Genomic DNA, 18,178 nt, shown 5'->3' on the forward strand with positions numbered 1-18,178 from the left:
CTAGCCGACGTCGCGCAGGGCCGTCCGACCCACGCGTCGGGCCGGCAGGCTGTCGGAGGCGTTCATCCGCTCCGCCGCCGCCAGCACGGCCGCCCGCAGGTCCGCGTTCCGCCTGCTCACCGCTCGCAACGCCATCGAGATCGACTTGCCCACCAGCGGACGCTCGTCCCCTGCGTGCTTCTCGACGAGCCCGAGTCCCGCGCGGAAGTCGTCGTCCGCGGCGACGTCGTCATGCAGCGCGAGGCTCCACAGCAGGGCGAACGACGCCCGCCGTACGAACAGCGCGTCGTCGGCGGCCCAGGGCCCGAGCCGGCTCCACGCATCCGGTGCGCGGTCGAAGAGCGTGAAGCACACGGTGTCGCAGATCGCCCAGCTGTCGAAGTCCGCGCACCAGGCGTCCATCTGCGCGACCGTCACCACCGCCGGGTCGTCGACGAGCCCCGCCACGACCCGCGCCTCGTAGACGCCGGTCGCCCACAGGTCCGCCGCCAGATCGTGGTCGCGTCCGAGACCACGAGCGACGCGCTTCATGTCCGCCATCGACACCCCGAGGGCCGCGTCGACGTGGATCCCGTACCGCGGCCCCAGCAGCGCGCGGGCATCGGCCGACGCGTGCTCCTGCAGCATCGCCATCACGTCGGATGCCTGCATGCCGTCTCCGTCCGTCGGGGACCGTCCGCGGATAGTCTCCCCGTGTCAGATCACCGTCGGGAGGGTTTCACGTGTCGTACACCGTCAACTTCGTCGAGGTGTCCACCGTCGGGCTGGAGTCCTCGCCGGTGGCCGAGGCGCTCGCCGGTCTGCGGGCCAACGAGGCGCGCTACTTCACGAACAAGTTCGACCACGTCTTCACGGTCGACCCGGCGAGCGAGGCGACGGAGACCGTCGACTGGGTGCACGGCATCCTGAAGGACGAGCGCGACCTCGTGATCGCGTCCCGCCCGCTCGAGGCGACGCAGTTCGTCGTCGACGGGACTCGGTGGGCCTACGTGTTCTACGAGTCCGGGCTGTCGATCAACGTGCTGTACGGCCTGGCGGAGGGGTCGAAGCGTGCGGTCGGGTTCAAGCTGTCCGACGGCATGGACGTCCCCGAGGAGCTCGCGGACCGCTTCAAGTTCGCCCGGCAGAAGTCGAAGCTCGCCGGCACGATCCGCGGCTCGTTCTTCGTGATCAAGGGCGAGCACTGAGCCGCGTCATTCCAGCACCGGCGCCAGCGCACCGGGTACCCCCACCCAATGACCCGGTGTCCGAGCCGCGTCAAGAGTCCGGTTCGGTGCGCGGCCCCGCGCGCGTGCTGCCTAGGCTCCAGGGATGGCCACAGTCCTCCTCGTCCGGCACGGTCGGAGCACGGCGAACGTCGCGGGGATCCTGAGCGGGCGGACCGCCGGGGTCGACCTGGACGACGTCGGGCGCAGCCAGGCCGCGCGGGCGGCGGAACGGATCGCCGTCGTGCCGCTCGTCGCGGTGGTGTCGAGCCCGCTGGCGCGCTGCCGGCAGACGGCGCGGTCCATCGCGGAGCCGCACGCACTCACGACCCTGATCGAACCCGGCATCACCGAGTGCGACTACGGGCAGTGGCAGGGTCGGCCCCTCCGCGAGCTCGCCAAGGACCCGCTGTGGTCGGTGGTCCAGACGCAACCCTCCGAGGTCACCTTCCCCGGGGGCGAGTCGATGGCCGCCATGCAGGACCGGTCCGTCGCGGCGATCCGTCGGCACGACGCAGCGATCGAGGCCGAGCACGGCGCCGGCGCGGCCTGGGTCGCCGTGACGCACGGGGACATCGTCAAGTCCGTCCTCGCCGACGCCCTCGGCATGCACCTCGACCTCTTCCAGCGCATCAGCGTCAACCCCGGATCGGTCTCGATCGTCCGGTACGGGAGCGCCCGGCCCGAGGTCGTGGCGACCAACACCGACGCCGGTGACCTCTCCTGGCTGCGCGCCGCCGGTCCGGCCGGCGACGCGCAGGTGGGCGGCGGCGCCGGTCACGAATCGTAAGGTGGGCGACGTGACGGCTCTTGTTCACCAGTTCGACTGGCCCGACCGTGTCGTCGTCGGCACCGTCGGTCCCCCCGGTTCGCGGACCTTCTACCTCCAGGTGCGCGACGGCGCCCGGAGCGCGAGCGTCGCCCTGGAGAAGCAGCAGTCCGCCCTGCTCGCCGACAAGATCGACGAGATCCTGGACGCGCTGATGGCCGACGAGACGAACAGGTTCAGCGTTCCCGCTGCCACGCCCGCCGAGCTCGTCGACGACGGACCCCTGGACCAGCCCGTCGAGGAGCAGTTCCGCGCCGGGCTGCTGCGCCTCGCGTGGGACCCGTCGACCGCCCAGGTGGTCGTCGAGGCGTTCCGGCTGGACGAGAGCGACGACGAGAGCGACGACGAGGCAGTCGAGCCGAGCGAGGTGCTCCTGGTCCGGATGCCGGTCGGGACCGCGCGGGCGTTCGTCGACCGCACCCGACAGGTCGTCCGCGCGGGCCGACCCCTGTGCCCGACCTGCGGCGAGCCCTTTGACGACGGCCACGTGTGCGGCGCTCCCACGACGTGACCGACCTCGTCAGCGGGGAGCTCGAGGTCGTCGGGCGCATCACCGTCGCCTCGAACGCGACCTTCCTCGCCACGATCGACGGCGTCAGCGTCGTCTACAAGCCCGTCGCCGGGGAGCGGCCCCTGTGGGACTTCCCCGACGGCACGCTGGCGAACCGGGAGGTCGCGGCGTACCTCGTCTCGGAGGCGTTCGGGTGGGACGTCGTGCCGGAGACCTGCCTGCGCGACGGCCCGCTGGGTCCGGGGATGGTGCAGCTCTGGCAGCAGCCCGACGCCTCGCAGGACCCCGTCGACATCGTCCCGGCGCGGTCCGTCCCGCCGAAGGGCTGGCGCGCGGTCTTCCAGGGTGTCGACGAGGACGACCAGCCCCTCACCCTGATCCACGAGGACTCCCCCGCGCTGCGCCGGATGGCCGTGTTCGACGTCGTCGTGAACAACGCCGACCGCAAGGGCGGCCACGTCCTCCCGACGCAGGCCGGCCACCGCTACGGCGTCGACCACGGCGTCAGCTTCCACGTCGAGCACAAGCTGCGGACGGTCCTGTGGGGGTGGCGGGGCGAGACGCTGGACGTGGCGGAGATCGACGGTGTGGAACGGGTGCTCTCAGCGTTGGACGCCGACCTCGGTCGACGACTGTCCGAGCTGCTCGACCGTTCAGAGGTGGCGGCGCTCACCACCCGCTGCGACCGACTGCTCCAGCGGCGCACCTTCCCCGGTCCGTCGGGCGACATGCCGGCGTTCCCGTGGCCCTTCTTCTGAGCCGACCGGTCAGGGCACGTTCGCCCCGCCGTTGACGTTGATGACCTCGCCCACCACGAAGCTCGACTCCGGCGACGCGAGGAAGACGTAGGCGGGCGCCTGCTCCACCGGCTGGCTGGTCCGGCCGAGCCACGACGACTCCCCGAAGCCGTTCAGCTTCTCCGTCGGCTGCCCGTCCGAGACCTGCAACGGCGTCCACACCGGCCCGGGCGCGACGGCGTTCACGCGGATCCCGCGGGGCGCCAGGTCGGCGGCGAGCGCCTTGGTGAACCCGATGATCCCGAACTTGGTCGACGCGTAGTTGATGATCATCGGCGACGGGTTGTACCCCTGGACCGACGTGCTGTTGATGATGGTCGACCCCGGCCCGAGGTGCGGCAGCGCGTCCCGCGTGATCCAGAACATCGCGTACAGGTTCGTCTGGATCGTGCGGTCCAGGTCCGCCTCGTCCAGCTCGTCGAACGTCTGGTGGTACACCTGGTGCGCCGCGTTGTTCACCAGGATGTCCAGCCCACCGAGCCCTTCCACCGCGTCGGCGACCAGAGTTCGGCAGAACTCCCGGTCCCGGATGTCCCCCGGCAGCAGCACCGCCGTGCGGCCGGCCGCGCGCACGTGCTCCGCGATGGCCTCCGCGTCCACCTGCTCCTCCGGCAGGTAGCTCAGCGCCACGTCGGCACCCTCCCGCGCGAACGCGATGGCCACCGCCGCGCCGATCCCCGAGTCGCCCCCGGTGATCAGCGCCTTGCGGCCGGGCAGCCGACCGGTGCCGCGGTAGGTGGTCTCGCCGTGGTCTGCCTTCGGGTCGAGCTCCGCGTCGAGGCCCGGCAGCGGCTGCCACGACGCGTGCGGCTTGATGTGGGAGTGGCGCTCGACGGGGTTGTCGAACGTGAGCTGGTCAGGCGACATCGTCATCTCCTCCAGAAGGTTCGATAACGATATCGGTCGCTCACCACTCCTCGTCGCGACCCCAGCCGCCGTTACGGCGCGCGTTCAGATACGACCCGATGACAGCGGCGCCCAGGTCGTCGGACTCGGGCGTGACGACCGTGCCGCCCGCCCGCCTGGCCATGGCGTCGACGAAGCGCGCGAGACCGGGGTCGTCGCCGAGACGGAAGAACGTCGTGCGCGCGCCCAGCCGCGTCGAGCCGTCGAGCTCGCGCACCGCCAGGGCGATCGTGACCGGGTGCGGCGGGTAGTCGAAGAAGACCTCACCGTCGGACTCGAGATGCGACGTCGGCTCGCCGTCGGTGACGATCAGGAGCACCGGCTGGGCGTTCGGGTGCTTGCGGAAGTGCCGGTTGGCCAGCAGGAGCGCGTGGTGCAGGTTGGTGCCCTTCTCCCACTTCTCGTCGAGCCCGACCAGCTGCTCGATCTGCATGACCCTCGCGTCGCGCCCGAAGCCGATCAGCTGCAGGTCGTCCCCGCGGAACCGGGTGGTGACCAGGGTGTGGAGGGCCAGCGCGGTGCGCTTCATGGGCACCCAGCGCCCCTCCATCGCCATGGAGAACGAGGTGTCCACGAGCAGCGCGACGCAGGCCTGCGTCCGCGCCTCGGTCTCCTGGATCTCGACGTCGTCCACCTGGATCGTCCGCGAGCCCCGGGCCAGCGCGTTCGTGATGGTCCGGCTGACGTCCCACGGCTCGGTGTCCCCGAACGCCCACTGCCGGGTCGACCCCGACGGCTCGCCGGCCGCACCCGAGCGGCGGAGCTCGTGGCCGCCGGTGCGGCCGGACATCGTGTCGGCGACGGCCTTGAGGACGGACTTCCCCAGCTGGCGCATGGCCTTCGGCGTCAGCGTGAGCCGACCGTCCGAGCCACGGCGGATCGTGCCCTCGTTGAGGGCCTTCTCCAGTCGCTGCAGGGTGCGGGCGTCGACCACGGCGTCCTGCCCGAGCTGGCGCGCGAGCTTGTCGAGGTCGACGTCGTCCAGCTGGGAGCCCTCGTAGGACTGCGCGAGCTGCTCCGCGAGCGCGTCGAGGTCGGCGAGGTCCTGGAAGACGCCGGTGCCGTCGCCGAGCCCGAGCCCGTTCTCGCCGTCCAGCCGCGCCGAGCCTCCCCAGTCCTCACCGGGCCGCAGCGACCGGAGGTTGTCGTCGAGCTGGCCGAGAGCGTCCATGAGATCCGACGAGCCGAACGCCTGCTGCGCGAGCGCGTCGAGCTCGTCGCGCTGCTCCTGCGTCATCGAGTTGCGCATCCGCTGTGCAGCGGCCGCCCGCTGGGCCAGGGCGTTCAGCAGCTCGTCGAGAGTGCGGGGCTGCTCCGGGAAGTAGTCCCCGTGCTTCGCCATGAAGTCGTCGAACTGCTCCTGGGTGTCGCTCTGGTTCTTGCGCGCCTCGAGCAGCCCGTTGAGGTCGGCCAGCATCGCGTTCAGCGCCGCCCGGTCGGCGTCGCTCGCGTTCTCCAGCGCCTCCTTCATGCCGGCGAAGCGCTGGTCGAGGGCCTCCCGGCCCAGCAGGTCCTTGATCTTCTCGAACTCGCGACGCGCCTCGCCGCTGCGCCAGTCGTACCCGGTGAGCTCGTTGACCGCCGCCGCGGGCGACGACGGCAGGTTGTCGAGCTGCAGCTGCGCGAGCGCGCGGTCGCCCTCGTCCATGTCGACGTCGCGCGCCAGCTGCTTCCGCTCGGCCAGGACGGCCCGGTCGAGCAGCTCCTTGACCTGCTGGAGCGTGCCGTCGAGGTTGTTCCGCTGGGTCAGCTCCCTGCGCTTCTCGGCGACCCGCCGGGCCAGCTCGTCCAGCCCGGCTCGATCCCGACCACCGCGTCGCAAAAACTCGCGCATCGCCCGCTCGGGCGAGGAGCCGGCCATGACGTCCTCGCCGATCGCGTCCAGCGCCTCCGCCAGGTCGACCGGCGGCGCGAGCGGGTCCGGCCCGTCGACGTACGGCGTGTACTTCTTGAGGCGCCGGTTGGCCCTAGCCATAGATCGTCTCGCCGCCCCCGGACTCCTTGCCGATCTGCCGGGACAGGTACAGACCCTCCAGCGCGAGCTCGATCGCGGCGGCGCGCTCGCCGTCGTCGGTGGCACCGAGCCGGGCGCAGATCTCGTCGTAGAGCTCGGACTCCCCCAGCGACGGCAGGCCGGTCAGGACGTCGCGTGCCGTGACCTGCTCGCCGGTGGTCACCATGGCACCACCCTGGATCGCACTCACCAGGAGGCCGAAGTCGATGCCGCGGAGATGCGCGCGCACCGTCTCCGCCGTGGCGGTGCGCAGCAGGTGGTCAAGGATCTCGTCCTCACGCCCCTCCTCCCCCGACTCGAACTCGATCTTCCCCGCGAGCACGTCGACAGCGGTCTCCAGGTCGACGGGCCGAGCCACGGCGTGCTGTTCGCCCTGCCGTGCCGCACGGTGCAGGGCCGACGCAGCGATCGTCTCCGCACCCGCGATGGCGAACCGCGCGCTCACCCCGCTGCGCTGGTCGACCGCGCTGGACTCCCGCAGCGCCCTGGTGAAGCGGGCCAGGATCTCGACGAGGTGGTCCGGCACCTCCGCCTGGAGCGCGGCCTCCTGCCGGATGACCGCGACCTCGTCGGCCAGCTCCGTCGGGTAGTGCGTCCGGATCTCCGCCCCGAACCGGTCCTTCAGCGGCGTGATGATCCGCCCGCGGTTGGTGTAGTCCTCCGGGTTCGCCGTCGCCACCACGAGCACGTCCAGCGGCAGCCGCAGCACGTACCCGCGGATCTGGATGTCCCGCTCCTCCATCACGTTGAGCATCGCGACCTGGATCCGCTCGGCCAGGTCGGGCAGCTCGTTGATGGCGACGATCCCCCGGTGCCCCCGCGGCACGAGCCCGAAGTGGATCGTCTCCGGGTCACCCAGCGCACGCCCCGCCGCGACCTTCATCGGGTCCACGTCGCCGATGAGGTCCGCGACGCTCGTGTCCGGCGTCGCGAGCTTCTCGACGTACCGCTCGTCGCGATGCCGCCAGGTGATCGGGAGGTCGTCGCCTTCGTCCGCTGCCCGCCGCTTGCTGGCCACCGTGATGGGCTCGAACGGGTGCTCCCCGATCTCGGACCCGTCGATCACCGGCGACCACTCGTCGAGCAGACCTTGGAGCGTGCGCAGAAGCCGGGTCTTGCCMTGACCCCGCTCGCCGAGAAGCACGATGTCGTGCCCCGCGATCAGCGCACGCTCGAGCTGCGGGACGACCGTGTCCTCGAACCCGTGGAGGCCCGGCCACGGGTCACGGCCTTCTCGGAGCGCCGTGAGGAGGTTGGCGCGGATCTCTTCCCGGACCGACGTCAGCACGTGGCCGGAAGCGCGGAGCTCGCCGACGGTTGCGGCAGTGGGACGCATCATTCGGCCGAGCGTACGTCCGGGTTCGCCGGATGCATCCCGAGTTCGCCGACGGGTGAACGGTTGCCGATGGAGGGCCGCCGGGGCATGGTCGGTCCAGCAGAGGGGATCAGTGATGGCAAAGAAGAAGACTGGGATCGCCCTGGCGGTTGCGTGGCCGTTGGCCAAGAAGCTCGCGACACAGGTCAGTGTGATCGTCGCGAACAACCCCGAGATCCAGAAGCGCCTCGAGGCCATGGGCAAGAAGGTCGCCGAGGTCCAGCGCGCGCGAACACCTGAGGCCAAGATCGCTCGGGCGATGGAGTCGGTGCGGGAGCAAGCGTCGATCGTCCTGAGCTCCGAGTCTCAGGAGGTCGAGTCCGTCGCCTCCGTCCAGGCCACAGGCTGGAAGCAGCGGGCCGACCAGGTCGACCGGGCTCTCCAGATCCTCCAGCACCAGCCGCGCAAGATGCAGAAGTCGCAGCTCCCCCGCATCGCGGCGATGGCGGACTCGCTCGTCGCGGAGGTCCTGACGTCGCTCATCGACGAGGCCGAACCGAGGGGTCAGATCGGCGGCACCTGAGCCGGTCGAGTGGAGACCGTGACGGTGAACTTCGGGTCACGGCTGACCTGCCTGGTCGGCCCGACAACACGCTCCAGTGCCGGCCGATAGCGCAGGTGCGAGTTCCACACCGCCGACAGCTCGCCACCGGGTCTGAGGATTCGCGCGGCCTCCGCGAACAGCGTCCTGGCCACCCCGTCGTGAACCGCTGCGCCGACATGGAACGGCGGATTGAGCAGCACGAGATCGACGCTCGCATCGGGAACCGTCTCGGCACCGTCGGCGCGCAGGACGACGACCCTGTCGTGCAGACCGTTCGCCTCGACGGTCTTTCGKGCCGACGCCACCGCGGCGGCGGACTCGTCGGTCGCCGTGACGGTCAGCCCCTCGTTCGCTCGCGCGAGCACGACGGCCAGGACCCCCGTGCCACAGCCGAGATCGACCGCCGACGTGATGTCCGTCGGGATCGCGTCGAGGTGCTGCAGCAGTGCGCGCGTGCCGATGTCGATCCCCGCCCCGGCGAACGCGCCACCGTGCGCGCACACCGTGATGCCGAGGTCCGGGTGCTCCGTGCGCTCGGGCCAGCGCTTCGATGGGCGCTCTGACTTCGGACCTGACGCCAGGAGCACGCGTGACTTCTGCCTGGCCAGGTGCGCCCGCACGGTGGCGAAATAGCGCCCGAGGACCTCGTTCATCGCCGGCGTCATGTGCTTGACCCGGCCACCCGCGTAGACAACCACCTCCGGGTCCGCGTTCTCGGCGATCAGACCCGCGATCTCATCGAGCGCGTCGAGTGACCGCGGCAGCTGCAGCAGCACCACGCGCGCACCCGCGACAAGCTCCGGCGTCAGCCCGTGACTCGTGAACCCGTCGAGCCCGAGCCTCTCGGCGTTCGCGTGAAGCGCCCGCTCGCCGAGCAGCCGGTCCTCGTGCGTCCGGACCCCGGACAGCCCGTGCCGCGCGATCGCACCGAGCGTCAGCGCCCCGTGATGGTCGCCGATCACGACGACGGAGCCGCCCGTGGCTCCCGCCAGATCGTCCGCGGCCTCGTCGAGGACCAGCCGGTCGCTTGCGTCGACCGCGTGCAGGTTCGGCGCCTCGAGGTCGGGGTGGCGCCGGAGGTCGGCGAGCACGTCGGTGTCGTCATGCCCCGCCGCCGCATCCACGCCACCGAGGCTAACCGCAGGTGAGCCACAGGGTTGTGTGCAGCCGGAACCGGGGCTTCCGCACCAATGCATCGCGAAGCGCGCTTGACCCGACTGCGCTCACGTCAGAGGCATGTCCTTGTGTGGGTGGCGTGAGTCGAAGCAGCTTCGGCGAGTACACGCGGACGGCTGCGGCCGCCTTCACGACCGCTGGTCGTTGCGCCCGACGCCCGACGCGCTAGTCCGGGCCGTAGTGCACGTGAGCGGCCCAGAGGAAGGCGAACTCTGCGAAGTCCGACCGCAGGCGACCGGTGACGGTGTTGATCGCTGCGGCCGATCGGGCGAGGTCGAGCCCGTCCGGGCGACGGATCTGCCGGTAGACCTCGCGTGCGACCTCGGCAGCCACCTGGTCGACGATGCTCCAGAGGGTCCCGACCACGTACGGGTAGCCGGCCGCCTGGAAGCCCGCCGCCAACGTCAGGTGCTCGTCGGCGACCCCCAGCTCGGTCTCCGCGGTCCCGCAGGCGGAGATGAAGGCCCACGCGGCGTCCCTGGGTCGGTAGGCCCCGAGCATCGGCAGCTCGACGGCACCGTCACGCAGCAGGAGGGCGGCCGGAACCGAGCCGTCCTGGTTGCGCGCGTGGCACGCGAGGTGCAGGGCCGACGACCGCGCGATCAGGTCGAGCACCTCCGCGACGGTCGGGGACGGGTCGTCGTGGCGCTCAGGCGCCGGCACCTGGGACGCGACGGCGTCGAGCTCGTCCCGGACGTGCGCGAGGGGGTAGTCGGCGAGACCGTCCGCCGACCCGACGAGCGAGACCTGCGAGACCGGACCGAGGTCGGCACCACGGCGAACGGCGTCGGCAAGCCCGCGCAGACTGCCCGTGAACGACGAGACGCAGCGGTCGAGCGCGCTGACCACCCCGGCCGTCCCCTCGCCGCTGCTCTGAGCAGCGTGCAGCGGCATCGACACGAGGGCGCCGGTCGGGCACCACCACACTCGTCGAGCAGCGAGCTCGTCCGCGGGACCCGGCTCGTCTATCCAATCGAGCGCCCTGAGCACGGGCGCCACGACGGACACCCAGCACCACTCCAGCACTCGACGGACCTCCACCCCGACCTGCTCGAGGTCCGCCGGATCGTCGACCAGCCGAGCCAGCGCCTCGCGTGCACCCGTGGCGATCTCCTCCGCCGCGGCCCGCGTCGCTCGCGGGAGGCGGATCGCGCGCAGCGACTCGCCCTGAAGCACGATCGCGAACCCGTGGCGCCGACCAGGTACCACGAGGACGACCGTCCGGCTCCCGACCGCTCGCCGGAGGTCGGCAACCTCCGGACGCCGAAGGAGATTCTGCAGGCCCGGCAGCGCGCGCGCCCGAGACAACAGCCCCTCCCACTCGGCGACTGCTGCGCGTCGGGGAGCACCCCGCGCGTCGAGCGCGCCCGCCTGCCCTTCCGGAGCGCGCTCGACAGCGGTCAGCCGGTCACGCGCGGCCTCGACCTCGGCGGCGAGCCCTGGGTCGGCCTCGCGCAGTGCCGACAGGTCGGCCGCGAGCTCGGAGTCCTGCTGCCAGATCTGCTCCCGGTTCTCCTCGAGCACATCGAGCGCGTCCTCGACGCGCCCTGCTTCGAGGGCCAGCTCAGCAGCTGCCGCGACGACCCAGCCGTGCCCCTCCAGTGCCTGCACGCGCCGCGGAAGCGTGACCCCACGCCAGGCCAGGTCTGCAAGGAGCCGAGACGCTCGTCGGTAGCCCGCGTACGCCGCATCGGCATCGCCAAGGCGCTCCGCGAGGCGAGCCCCCGCGACGGCGGCGTCGTAGCGCACCGCGGCCCGCCCCAGCGGATGGGCACCCGCCTCGTCGTAGAGCCTCCACGCACGGCGAGCGTCGTCGCCGTCCCCGACCAGGTCGAAGCGCAGCTCGTAGAACCGGGCGGCTGACACGGCGTGGCCGACGTACTCGGTCGCGGTCGCCTGGCACGCGTCGACGGCTGACTGGCCCACCACGACGAGCTCGTCGAGCGCAACCAGGTCCGGGTGCGGCTCCAGACGGAATCGGTGCTCGAGGACGACCAGGAGGTGCCCGTACCGTCGCGCGAGCTCAGGGTCCGCCGAGCCCGTCGCCCGTGCGGCGTCGCGGGCAGCAGCAATCGCCTCGTCAAGGTCAGGGCGGTCGTGAAACAGGCGGTACCGCACCTCAAGTGTCGTCGCGGCGATCTCGAGCGTTCGTGGTCTGCCCGGATCGTCAGGCGCGCAGAACGTGAGCGCTGCCCTGACCTCGTCGACCGCCCGGTCAAGATCGGGTCTCGACGACCGAGCCTCACCCACAGTGCGGAGCAGACCGGCGAAGTTCGCACGCACCTCGTGCTGGGCGGGATCGTCGGCATCCAGGAGGGCAACGGCGCGCTCCTGGCTCACCACGGCCTCGTCGAGATCCGCGGGATCGTCAAAGGCCCAGTACCGGTCGACCAGCGTCTCCGCCAGAGCGGCGTGGGCGTACACGCTCTCCTTGGCGCCGCGGGCCGACTCGACGGCCGAACGACCGAGCGCGACCCTCCGGTCGAGGTCGGTCGGACGACCTGCCTGCTGGTACTTCCACTGGAGCAGCTGCGCGAGCGTCGTCGCCAGGGTTCCGACGCCCGCCGCTCCGGGACTGGACCCGTCGAGCGCCGCGGTCGCCTTCTCGATCGCCGAATCGAGAACCTCGCGGTCCTCCGAGACGTGGAACAGCTGCAGTCCCGTGAGCGCCACCGCGATCGCCGCAGCGAACCGGTTGTCCGAGTCGCCCGCCAGCTCCAGGCCGAGGCACGCCGACCGCCACGCCTCCGCCGGAAGCGCGGGGTCGCCGGTCACGTCGAACGTGTCCCGCAGGACGTTCGCGAGATTGGAGCGGAGCGCTCCCTCGTGCACCGGCTCGTGTCGTTCGCGCAGTGCTTCTTCGAGCAGCTCCGCGGCCTCGCCCAGAGCGGCGGCGTCCGCCGTCCGAACGCCCAGCTTGCGCAGGGCCAACGCGAGGGACACGACCAGCCCGCTCCGCTCGTCACCGGCCGCCGGTGACGCCCCCAGCCTCCGACGCTCGACCGAGACGAGCTCGCGGAGCTCGTCGACACGGTCGTGCCGCTCCACCGCCAGCCCCAGACGCGCCGACTCGACGCCGAGCCACGCGTCCATCTGCCAGGTGCCGTCCGCCAGCTCGCCGCGCGCGCAGGCTGCCACCTCGTCGGGCAGCGCCGAGATCGGCATCGTGTCATCGGACAAGATCCGTACGTCGGTGAACTTCACGAGAGCGGCGACGAACTCCTCCTCGTCACGACTCCCGTCCACCCGGCGGCTGCGGACATGGTGCCACCAGCCAAGCTCGTAGAGCGCCGGACCAGCGACTCTGGCCACCGGGCGAGCGCCCCGACTTCCGTCGAGAAGTGACTCGAGCCGGCGAGCGTCGGCCTCGACCTGCGAGGCTCGTTCGGCGTCACGTCGGTCGCCCAGGGCGGTTCGCCAGTCCCCGAGCACGCTCGTGATCCGGACGACCTCGTTATCGCTCTGCGGCTCGGGCATCGACATCGCGACTCCTCATCGTCAGGCGTCCGGCGCAACCTCGCTCAGGACGAAGCCACTTCCCAGGCCACGGCGACAGCGAGAGCCACGAGGGCCAGCAGCTGCGTGCGCAATGACCAGTCCAGTGCCATGGACTTGATCGCATTGCCGTCGCGCAGAGTCGTGAGGGTGTCGAGATCCAGCCACGCAGCGTTGTTCCGTGCGGTGATCTCCGTGTCGGTCCACCGGGTGGAGAGGAACTCCTTCAAGAACTCCGGGTCTGGCACCTGGTACGCCCGGAGCTGCCCGCACACCAGCGCGAGGAATGCCGACGCGACGAACAACGCCAGAGCGACCACAACGGCCGTGACGGTCCCAGCCGCATAGACCCGCCCACTCCCGGCAAGCCACCCGCTGACCGTCGCGACCAGCGCGACGAGCGCGGCCGACGTCGACGTGACGGTGGTCGCCCTACTCTCCAGAGCGGTCCGTCGCTCCCGCTCCGTCGCAACATTCCTGGCGATGAACGCGGCGTACACCTCGCCCTGGTCACTCATCGTCCGGCTCGGGGTCCGGCGCCTTGTGCGGGCCGCGGATGCTGATACTGCGCAGGAACGCCGGCCGGTCAGCGGGCCCCGGCTCGGGCGCCTTCTCCTGGTCGCCCTCGTGCGTCTCGCCGGCCATGGCTCCCCCTTCGCCGCGCCGCGTTCCTGCTCACATCATGGTCGGGTTTGGTACCTCTCGAAAGGGGTGGCGCAGCGTGCGAGCTCGGGGGGTAGCTCGCTCGCCAGCAACKCTCAGGATGTCCCAGTTCGGACGCGCAGAAAGCAGCCCCTGCCCGGAGCATGCCCTGACTGCCCACACTCACCGGGCTGACAACACGTGAACAGCAATCCGCAGCCTCACGAGATGCGGGAATTGAAGGTGGCGGGAATCGAAAGCGATTCGATGAGACCCGGCGGACGATGGCGAACGTCTGATCTGCGGGTCCGCGATCGCGGATCCGTCGATTCGGACCCGACTCGGGCCGATCCGTTGACATGGTCAACACGACCACGGCACCTACCGAACGGCCACCTGGCGGCCGCAAACGGCTGATACCAACCTGATCGCTCCAGGTTGAGGGAGCATGGGTTAGGCGACGGCCGTGGATGTCTCCCTCCCTCGGGCTCGACTCGAGTTCCGCCTTCAGCTCCCACGGGTCGAGCGGCTTCCGCTTCGCGGAGGCACCACCAGGCAATGATGGGCACATGACAACCGACGACGGCGACCTTGCCACAGCAATCGAGGACGAGGCTGTCGAGCAGAGGGTCAACATCGCCTTGTACGGCGCGACCGGCGCAGGCAAGTCGACTCTGCTCAACGCGATTTTTGGAGCGCCCTTTGCCGTGACAGGTGTGGGCGAACCAGTGACCACCGAGACCGAGTTGTTCACCAACGAGGCAGGGACGATCGCGATCTATGACGGCGCCGGACTGGAGCTCGGCGACAAGTCACCCGTGCGGGACCTCCGGCGGCGCATCAAGCGCAACCGGCGTGGCGACGTAGGTGCGCTGATCCACGTCGCTTGGTACTGCGTAAACARCAAGACCGACCGCCTCGAGCAGGGCCAGCAGAAGGTCATCCGGGAGGTCGCGGCGAGAGGGATACCCGTCGTGCTCGTTTTGACGAAGGTGAACGTGCGAGACGGCACAGTCGATCCCGCGGCGGTTGCACTGAGTGATGYGATCGAGAAGATGGACCTCCCCATCGTCGGCGGTCGCCCGATAGTTACCGCTGCCGTGGACGACGCGTTCAACGGCGTCGCCCGCTTCGGTCTGGAGGACCTGCTCACGGTGACCTATCGGGTCGTTCCGGAGGCGCAACGCATCGCCCTTGCGGCAGCGCAGAAGATCGACCTTTCTATCAAGGCTAGGTACGCGCGCTCGTGGATCGCTGGTGCTGTCGCCTTCGCGGGCGGTGTGGGGGCGACGCCAATTCCGCTCGCGGACGCGGCCGTGCTCGTCCCCGCGCAGGCCGCGATGATGGCCAAGATCGCTTCGGTTTACGGAGTCCCGAAGGCGCAGGCAGTGAAACTCGTCGGCGCAGCAACGGCGACGGCCGCGACTGGCGGGAAACTCGCAGCCGCGAGTTTGATCAAGCTCGTGCCCGGAGTTGGCTCCGTTGTATCGGCGGCCGTCGCAGCCACAATCACTGGCGTTGTCGGCGAGAGCTGGCGCATCACGACCGAGCGAGTGTTCACGGGCAAACTCGATCTGAACGATGCCCAGCAGGTGGCAGACCTGGCGGCAACCTTTACCGACAACGTCAAGAAGGGCGCCGGAGCTGGCGGAAGCACTCAGCGACCCGCGGCGCCCACTGACTCCTGAACTCGGACGTTGTCCAGCGCTCTAGACGTTGGGTTCCACCGGTCTGTGGCCCACGAGGACCAGCTGCAGAGCTGCTAGTCGACCGTCGAGCTCAGGTAGCCGGGCACCATCGGCGACGTCCGCCCGCTCCAAGTCTGAGCGAATCGAGGCGAACCAACGTCCAAGATCGGTCTCATAGCGCGCCGCAAACTCAGCAAATCCGATTGGGTGCCGCGCGTCCGCGCCGAGCAGTAGCTCGCCGATCGCACGCTGCTCTTCGCGCCACACCATGAGCTCTGGATTACCGTCGTCGGAGAACGCTCGTTCCACATCGACGAGCGCTCGGGTGACGTCGGCCGTCGACTGGTACCTATCGAGCTCCCAAGCACTGAGTCCAGCCCGGAGGCCTGCGACCGTCGCCCAGTAGGCGCCGAATCGGTACTCCGTTCCTAACAGCGCCAGGTCGTGCCGCCCGGTCTCGTCGCTCTCGAGATAGGTCGCAAGGAATGCTCCCTCTCGGATGTTCGAGATCCGGCGCCTCAACTCCTCGACGACCTCGATCAAGGGTTCGCGGTGTGCCTCGAKCCGGTCCTCGAGTTCGAGTGTGCGCGCGAGCGCACGGTCGTCACGGTCAAACTGATGCCGCAACTTTTCAAGTTCGAGGTCGGAATCGCTCTGCCTCGCGGCAGTCCGTCTCGCCTCTCGAAGGCTGAAGATTGCGAGCGCGGTCGACAGAAGTGCGATGAGCAGCGCAGTGAAGTCCACGCCACGACCGTAGCGATCGTTCGTGCCCAGCATTGACGAGAACCTCGGTCACGTCACTTGCCGGCGCATCCGCTCCGAGCCCGAAGTATTCGAGCGTGCCCCGAGCTGCGGCTGCGACCGAGTCCATGTATCTGGAGGTCCCGCGGTTTCGGCGCCAACGGACCACCATCGCCGATCATCAGCGGCCAGCCAGGTGGGCAGCGAGCTCCTGCATCGCGAGCTGAGCATCAGCCGACGGCGCGTAGGGTCCCGGCATCCGGAAGACCCGGGACCCGGCGACCGCAACGGCTTGAAAGCCCGGTGGGCCAGCGTGCCCCAGAAGCGCCTCGACCGCCGGCTTGAACACGCACACCACCAGCGGGACCCGGCGTGCCTCGAGATCGACGCGCAGGCGCGCACGGCCGTCAGCCAGCTCCCGCGGACTGAGCTCGGTGGACCGACGCGTGGGGCGCTTGACGACGTCGGTGAAGCCGATGCCCGCCGCCATCGCCTCGTCGTCGGCGAATCCACCGCTGTCGGGTGGCAGCAACCCGGCGGTCCGCAGCCGTGACAGCGCCCTTCGAACGTCGGAGCCCTGGTAGTAGTGACCCGCCTCAACGCTCCGCGGCGCCGGGTTCACACCGACAATCACGGCCGTGCACGGTTCTGGCCACAAGTCAGCCAGCGTGAGCGTCCGCGCCCCGTCCGCGGTGACCTGCACCTGGTGACCTATCACCGGCGCTCGCCGCTCTCGAGGTCGGCGGGCGTCCAGATCTGCACCCCGGCCGCTGCGGCGCCGGGGCGGTCGTCCATGAGCCGTGTGTAGTCCAGTCGCGTCAACTGCAGCGTGGCGGTCTGGTTGCCGTGCCGCTTGCCGAGATGGGCTCCCACGCGACTCAGGTCCGCCGGAAACACCAGCACGGCAGAGATCGCCAAGTCTTCGACGATCACCAGCGCGTAGCGGTCCACCGTGGCCATCGACTGGACGACGTGCTCGTTGACCCACCGGTCCGAGCCAGAGTTCGACAGGGTACGCACCTGCACAGCACCTTCGGATGTCACGACGTCCCAGCCCGCCTGCACCCGAGAGTCCGCGAGCACACCGCCCAGGATTTCGGCCACCAGGTGCTCGGCCAGCTCCGGCACAGGATCCCGGTTGCTCGTTGCCAACCCGATCAGCTCCAGCAAGCGGCGCCTGGCGATCCGGTACTCGGCCAGAGCCGCAAGGAGTTCCGCTGTCCTGCCCGGTGGCGTCGCCCGACGGGGAGCCGTCGCGCCGCCGGCCGCTTCGTCGCTGGTCCACGCCACGGGCTCAGGGTACGAGGTGCACCAGGCGCTAGGTCGCTCAATGCCCCGGCCGTGCGTCTGCCGGACAAGCGCCTCGATGCCCATCAGGACGCACCTAGGTGCGTCCTGATCGCCGGCGCGTGAACGCAGAGAGCAGGACGTGGCGGGAAATCGAAGCTGGGGGCCGCCCGAAGTGATCCCGGCGCTGCTGGGCGCCTCGAGGCAAGCAGGTTCGCTATCAAACGCCCGAGGCGGCGCCAATCGCCCGCCCACGGTGCTGAGAACGGCAGTAGGTGTCCTTTTGCTCGGCGGGTGGGATCAGGACGATCTCGCCGTGCAGGTGGTTGAACCAGTCGAAGCATTCGGCGACGGCGATCTCGAGGACGTCGAGCTCTTCCGCAGTCAGCAGGACGGCGACGAGGGTCTGCTGCGCGGATAGTTGACAGTGACACCTACTTGTCCAAGTTCTGTCACCCCGCTGCCACGAGAGTGACGACGCGCGTCGGTCTGTTCCCGCAGCCCTTTCCTAGCGCACCGCACTCGGCAGTCGCTACCTTGTAGAGGAGCCGAGACGAGGAGCTAAAGCATGGCCACGCGGTACGAGGGACGCGACGACTGCGCATTGGTCATCGATGGTGAAGAAGTGATCATCGAGCACCGAGACAACCCTCAGCCCGAAGTCCGGTTCGAGCAGTCACGCCTCAGCGCGGTCCACTTCGAGAAGGCCACCCGCTTTGTCAGCGGAATCCTGACCGTAGCGATCGACGGCAACGAGCTCATTGTTCCGACCGGCCTCAGCGTCGGCTTCGACCCGTGGACGATCGTGTTCAAGCACAAATCCAACGGCACATTCCTCGGGGCCCACCTCTGGCTCAAGCAGCTCGTAGAGCAGAACGCCGCGCGGTAGGTCGATCCCGGTGGGCTTCTCAGTCAAGCTGATGCCTGGCCTGCGAGTTGGTGTCTCGAGCCGCGGTGTTCGCACTTCG

At 69.9% G+C, this 18,178-nt stretch carries 19 protein-coding genes; 8 read left to right on the plus strand and 11 right to left on the minus strand.

The window, feature by feature from the left end; genetic code table 11:
• Positions 1-651: a DNA alkylation repair protein gene (locus ACXJKF_RS14015; RefSeq protein WP_456788318.1), complete on the minus strand. Its 651-nt coding sequence runs from the start codon at positions 649-651 to the stop codon at positions 1-3.
• A 71-nt stretch (positions 652-722) separates the two neighbouring features.
• Here ACXJKF_RS14015 and ACXJKF_RS14020 point away from each other — a divergent pair, with 71 nt between their 5' ends.
• The 4 genes from ACXJKF_RS14020 to ACXJKF_RS14035 all read left to right on the plus strand — a co-directional run bounded on the left by ACXJKF_RS14020 (position 723) and on the right by ACXJKF_RS14035 (position 3,303).
• The gene (locus ACXJKF_RS14020) at positions 723-1,187 is read left to right on the plus strand and encodes a phage tail protein (protein WP_456788319.1); all 465 of its coding nucleotides are present in this window, start codon (positions 723-725) and stop codon (positions 1,185-1,187) included.
• 124 nt (positions 1,188-1,311) lie between these two features.
• Positions 1,312-1,995 (plus strand): histidine phosphatase family protein, encoded by a 684-nt coding sequence (locus ACXJKF_RS14025; protein WP_456788320.1) that lies wholly within the window; start codon positions 1,312-1,314, stop codon positions 1,993-1,995.
• Between the two features lie 10 nt (positions 1,996-2,005).
• Entirely contained in the window at positions 2,006-2,545 is a 540-nt protein-coding gene (locus tag ACXJKF_RS14030) for a DUF3090 domain-containing protein (RefSeq protein ID WP_456788321.1), read from the plus strand.
• Positions 2,542-3,303, plus strand: a complete 762-nt coding sequence (locus tag ACXJKF_RS14035) for an SCO1664 family protein (RefSeq protein WP_456788322.1) — start codon at positions 2,542-2,544, stop codon at positions 3,301-3,303. The genes ACXJKF_RS14030 and ACXJKF_RS14035 overlap by 4 nt, the downstream gene beginning before the upstream one ends.
• Positions 3,304-3,312: 9 nt before the next feature.
• Here the strand turns inward: ACXJKF_RS14035 and ACXJKF_RS14040 are convergent, their stop codons facing one another.
• Genes ACXJKF_RS14040 through ACXJKF_RS14050 form a run of 3 tightly spaced genes read right to left on the minus strand, consistent with a single transcriptional unit; the run spans position 3,313 to position 7,601 of the window.
• Positions 3,313-4,209, minus strand: a complete 897-nt coding sequence (locus ACXJKF_RS14040; protein WP_456788323.1) for an SDR family oxidoreductase — start codon at positions 4,207-4,209, stop codon at positions 3,313-3,315.
• A gap of 40 nt (positions 4,210-4,249) precedes the next feature.
• A complete protein-coding gene (locus ACXJKF_RS14045) occupies positions 4,250-6,223 on the minus strand; it encodes a vWA domain-containing protein (protein ID WP_456788324.1) in 1,974 nt (657 codons plus the stop codon).
• On the minus strand, positions 6,216-7,601 hold the full coding sequence (locus tag ACXJKF_RS14050) for a magnesium chelatase (RefSeq protein WP_456788325.1): 1,386 nt from the start codon (positions 7,599-7,601) through the stop codon (positions 6,216-6,218). The genes ACXJKF_RS14045 and ACXJKF_RS14050 overlap by 8 nt, the downstream gene beginning before the upstream one ends.
• A gap of 112 nt (positions 7,602-7,713) precedes the next feature.
• Between ACXJKF_RS14050 and ACXJKF_RS14055 the strand changes: the two genes are divergently transcribed.
• On the plus strand, positions 7,714-8,160 hold the full coding sequence (locus tag ACXJKF_RS14055; RefSeq protein WP_456788326.1) for a hypothetical protein: 447 nt from the start codon (positions 7,714-7,716) through the stop codon (positions 8,158-8,160).
• Here ACXJKF_RS14055 and ACXJKF_RS14060 read toward each other — a convergent pair.
• The 4 genes from ACXJKF_RS14060 to ACXJKF_RS14075 all read right to left on the minus strand — a co-directional run bounded on the left by ACXJKF_RS14060 (position 8,142) and on the right by ACXJKF_RS14075 (position 13,497).
• Positions 8,142-9,305 (minus strand): class I SAM-dependent methyltransferase, encoded by a 1,164-nt coding sequence (locus ACXJKF_RS14060; protein WP_456788327.1) that lies wholly within the window; start codon positions 9,303-9,305, stop codon positions 8,142-8,144. The two genes, ACXJKF_RS14055 and ACXJKF_RS14060, sit on opposite strands and share 19 nt — an antisense overlap.
• Positions 9,306-9,522: 217 nt before the next feature.
• On the minus strand, positions 9,523-12,669 hold the full coding sequence (locus ACXJKF_RS14065; protein ID WP_456788328.1) for a CHAT domain-containing protein: 3,147 nt from the start codon (positions 12,667-12,669) through the stop codon (positions 9,523-9,525).
• A 209-nt stretch (positions 12,670-12,878) separates the two neighbouring features.
• On the minus strand, positions 12,879-13,370 hold the full coding sequence (locus ACXJKF_RS14070; protein ID WP_456788329.1) for a hypothetical protein: 492 nt from the start codon (positions 13,368-13,370) through the stop codon (positions 12,879-12,881).
• Positions 13,363-13,497 (minus strand): hypothetical protein, encoded by a 135-nt coding sequence (locus ACXJKF_RS14075; protein WP_456788330.1) that lies wholly within the window; start codon positions 13,495-13,497, stop codon positions 13,363-13,365. Before ACXJKF_RS14075 ends, ACXJKF_RS14070 begins: the two co-directional genes overlap by 8 nt.
• A gap of 566 nt (positions 13,498-14,063) precedes the next feature.
• On the opposite strand from ACXJKF_RS14075, the gene ACXJKF_RS14080 reads away from it, so the two are divergent.
• A complete protein-coding gene (locus tag ACXJKF_RS14080) occupies positions 14,064-15,182 on the plus strand; it encodes a GTPase (protein WP_456788331.1) in 1,119 nt (372 codons plus the stop codon).
• A 21-nt stretch (positions 15,183-15,203) separates the two neighbouring features.
• Here ACXJKF_RS14080 and ACXJKF_RS14085 read toward each other — a convergent pair whose 3' ends face one another.
• The 3 genes from ACXJKF_RS14085 to ACXJKF_RS14095 form a co-directional block, all read right to left on the minus strand.
• The gene (locus ACXJKF_RS14085; RefSeq protein WP_456788332.1) at positions 15,204-15,926 is read right to left on the minus strand and encodes a hypothetical protein; all 723 of its coding nucleotides are present in this window, start codon (positions 15,924-15,926) and stop codon (positions 15,204-15,206) included.
• Positions 15,927-16,104: 178 nt separating this feature from the next.
• The gene (locus ACXJKF_RS14090; protein ID WP_456788333.1) at positions 16,105-16,626 is read right to left on the minus strand and encodes a uracil-DNA glycosylase family protein; all 522 of its coding nucleotides are present in this window, start codon (positions 16,624-16,626) and stop codon (positions 16,105-16,107) included.
• 11 nt (positions 16,627-16,637) lie between these two features.
• Positions 16,638-17,213 (minus strand): hypothetical protein, encoded by a 576-nt coding sequence (locus ACXJKF_RS14095; RefSeq protein WP_456788334.1) that lies wholly within the window; start codon positions 17,211-17,213, stop codon positions 16,638-16,640.
• A 139-nt stretch (positions 17,214-17,352) separates the two neighbouring features.
• Between ACXJKF_RS14095 and ACXJKF_RS14100 the strand changes: the two genes are divergently transcribed.
• Together ACXJKF_RS14100 and ACXJKF_RS14105 are read left to right on the plus strand one after the other, a co-directional pair.
• On the plus strand, positions 17,353-17,631 hold the full coding sequence (locus ACXJKF_RS14100; protein WP_456788335.1) for a hypothetical protein: 279 nt from the start codon (positions 17,353-17,355) through the stop codon (positions 17,629-17,631).
• A 147-nt stretch (positions 17,632-17,778) separates the two neighbouring features.
• The gene (locus ACXJKF_RS14105; RefSeq protein ID WP_456788336.1) at positions 17,779-18,099 is read left to right on the plus strand and encodes a hypothetical protein; all 321 of its coding nucleotides are present in this window, start codon (positions 17,779-17,781) and stop codon (positions 18,097-18,099) included.
• Positions 18,100-18,178: the final 79 nt, after the last annotated feature.

It is taken from the genome of Cellulomonas sp. P5_C5, from assembly GCF_054049655.1.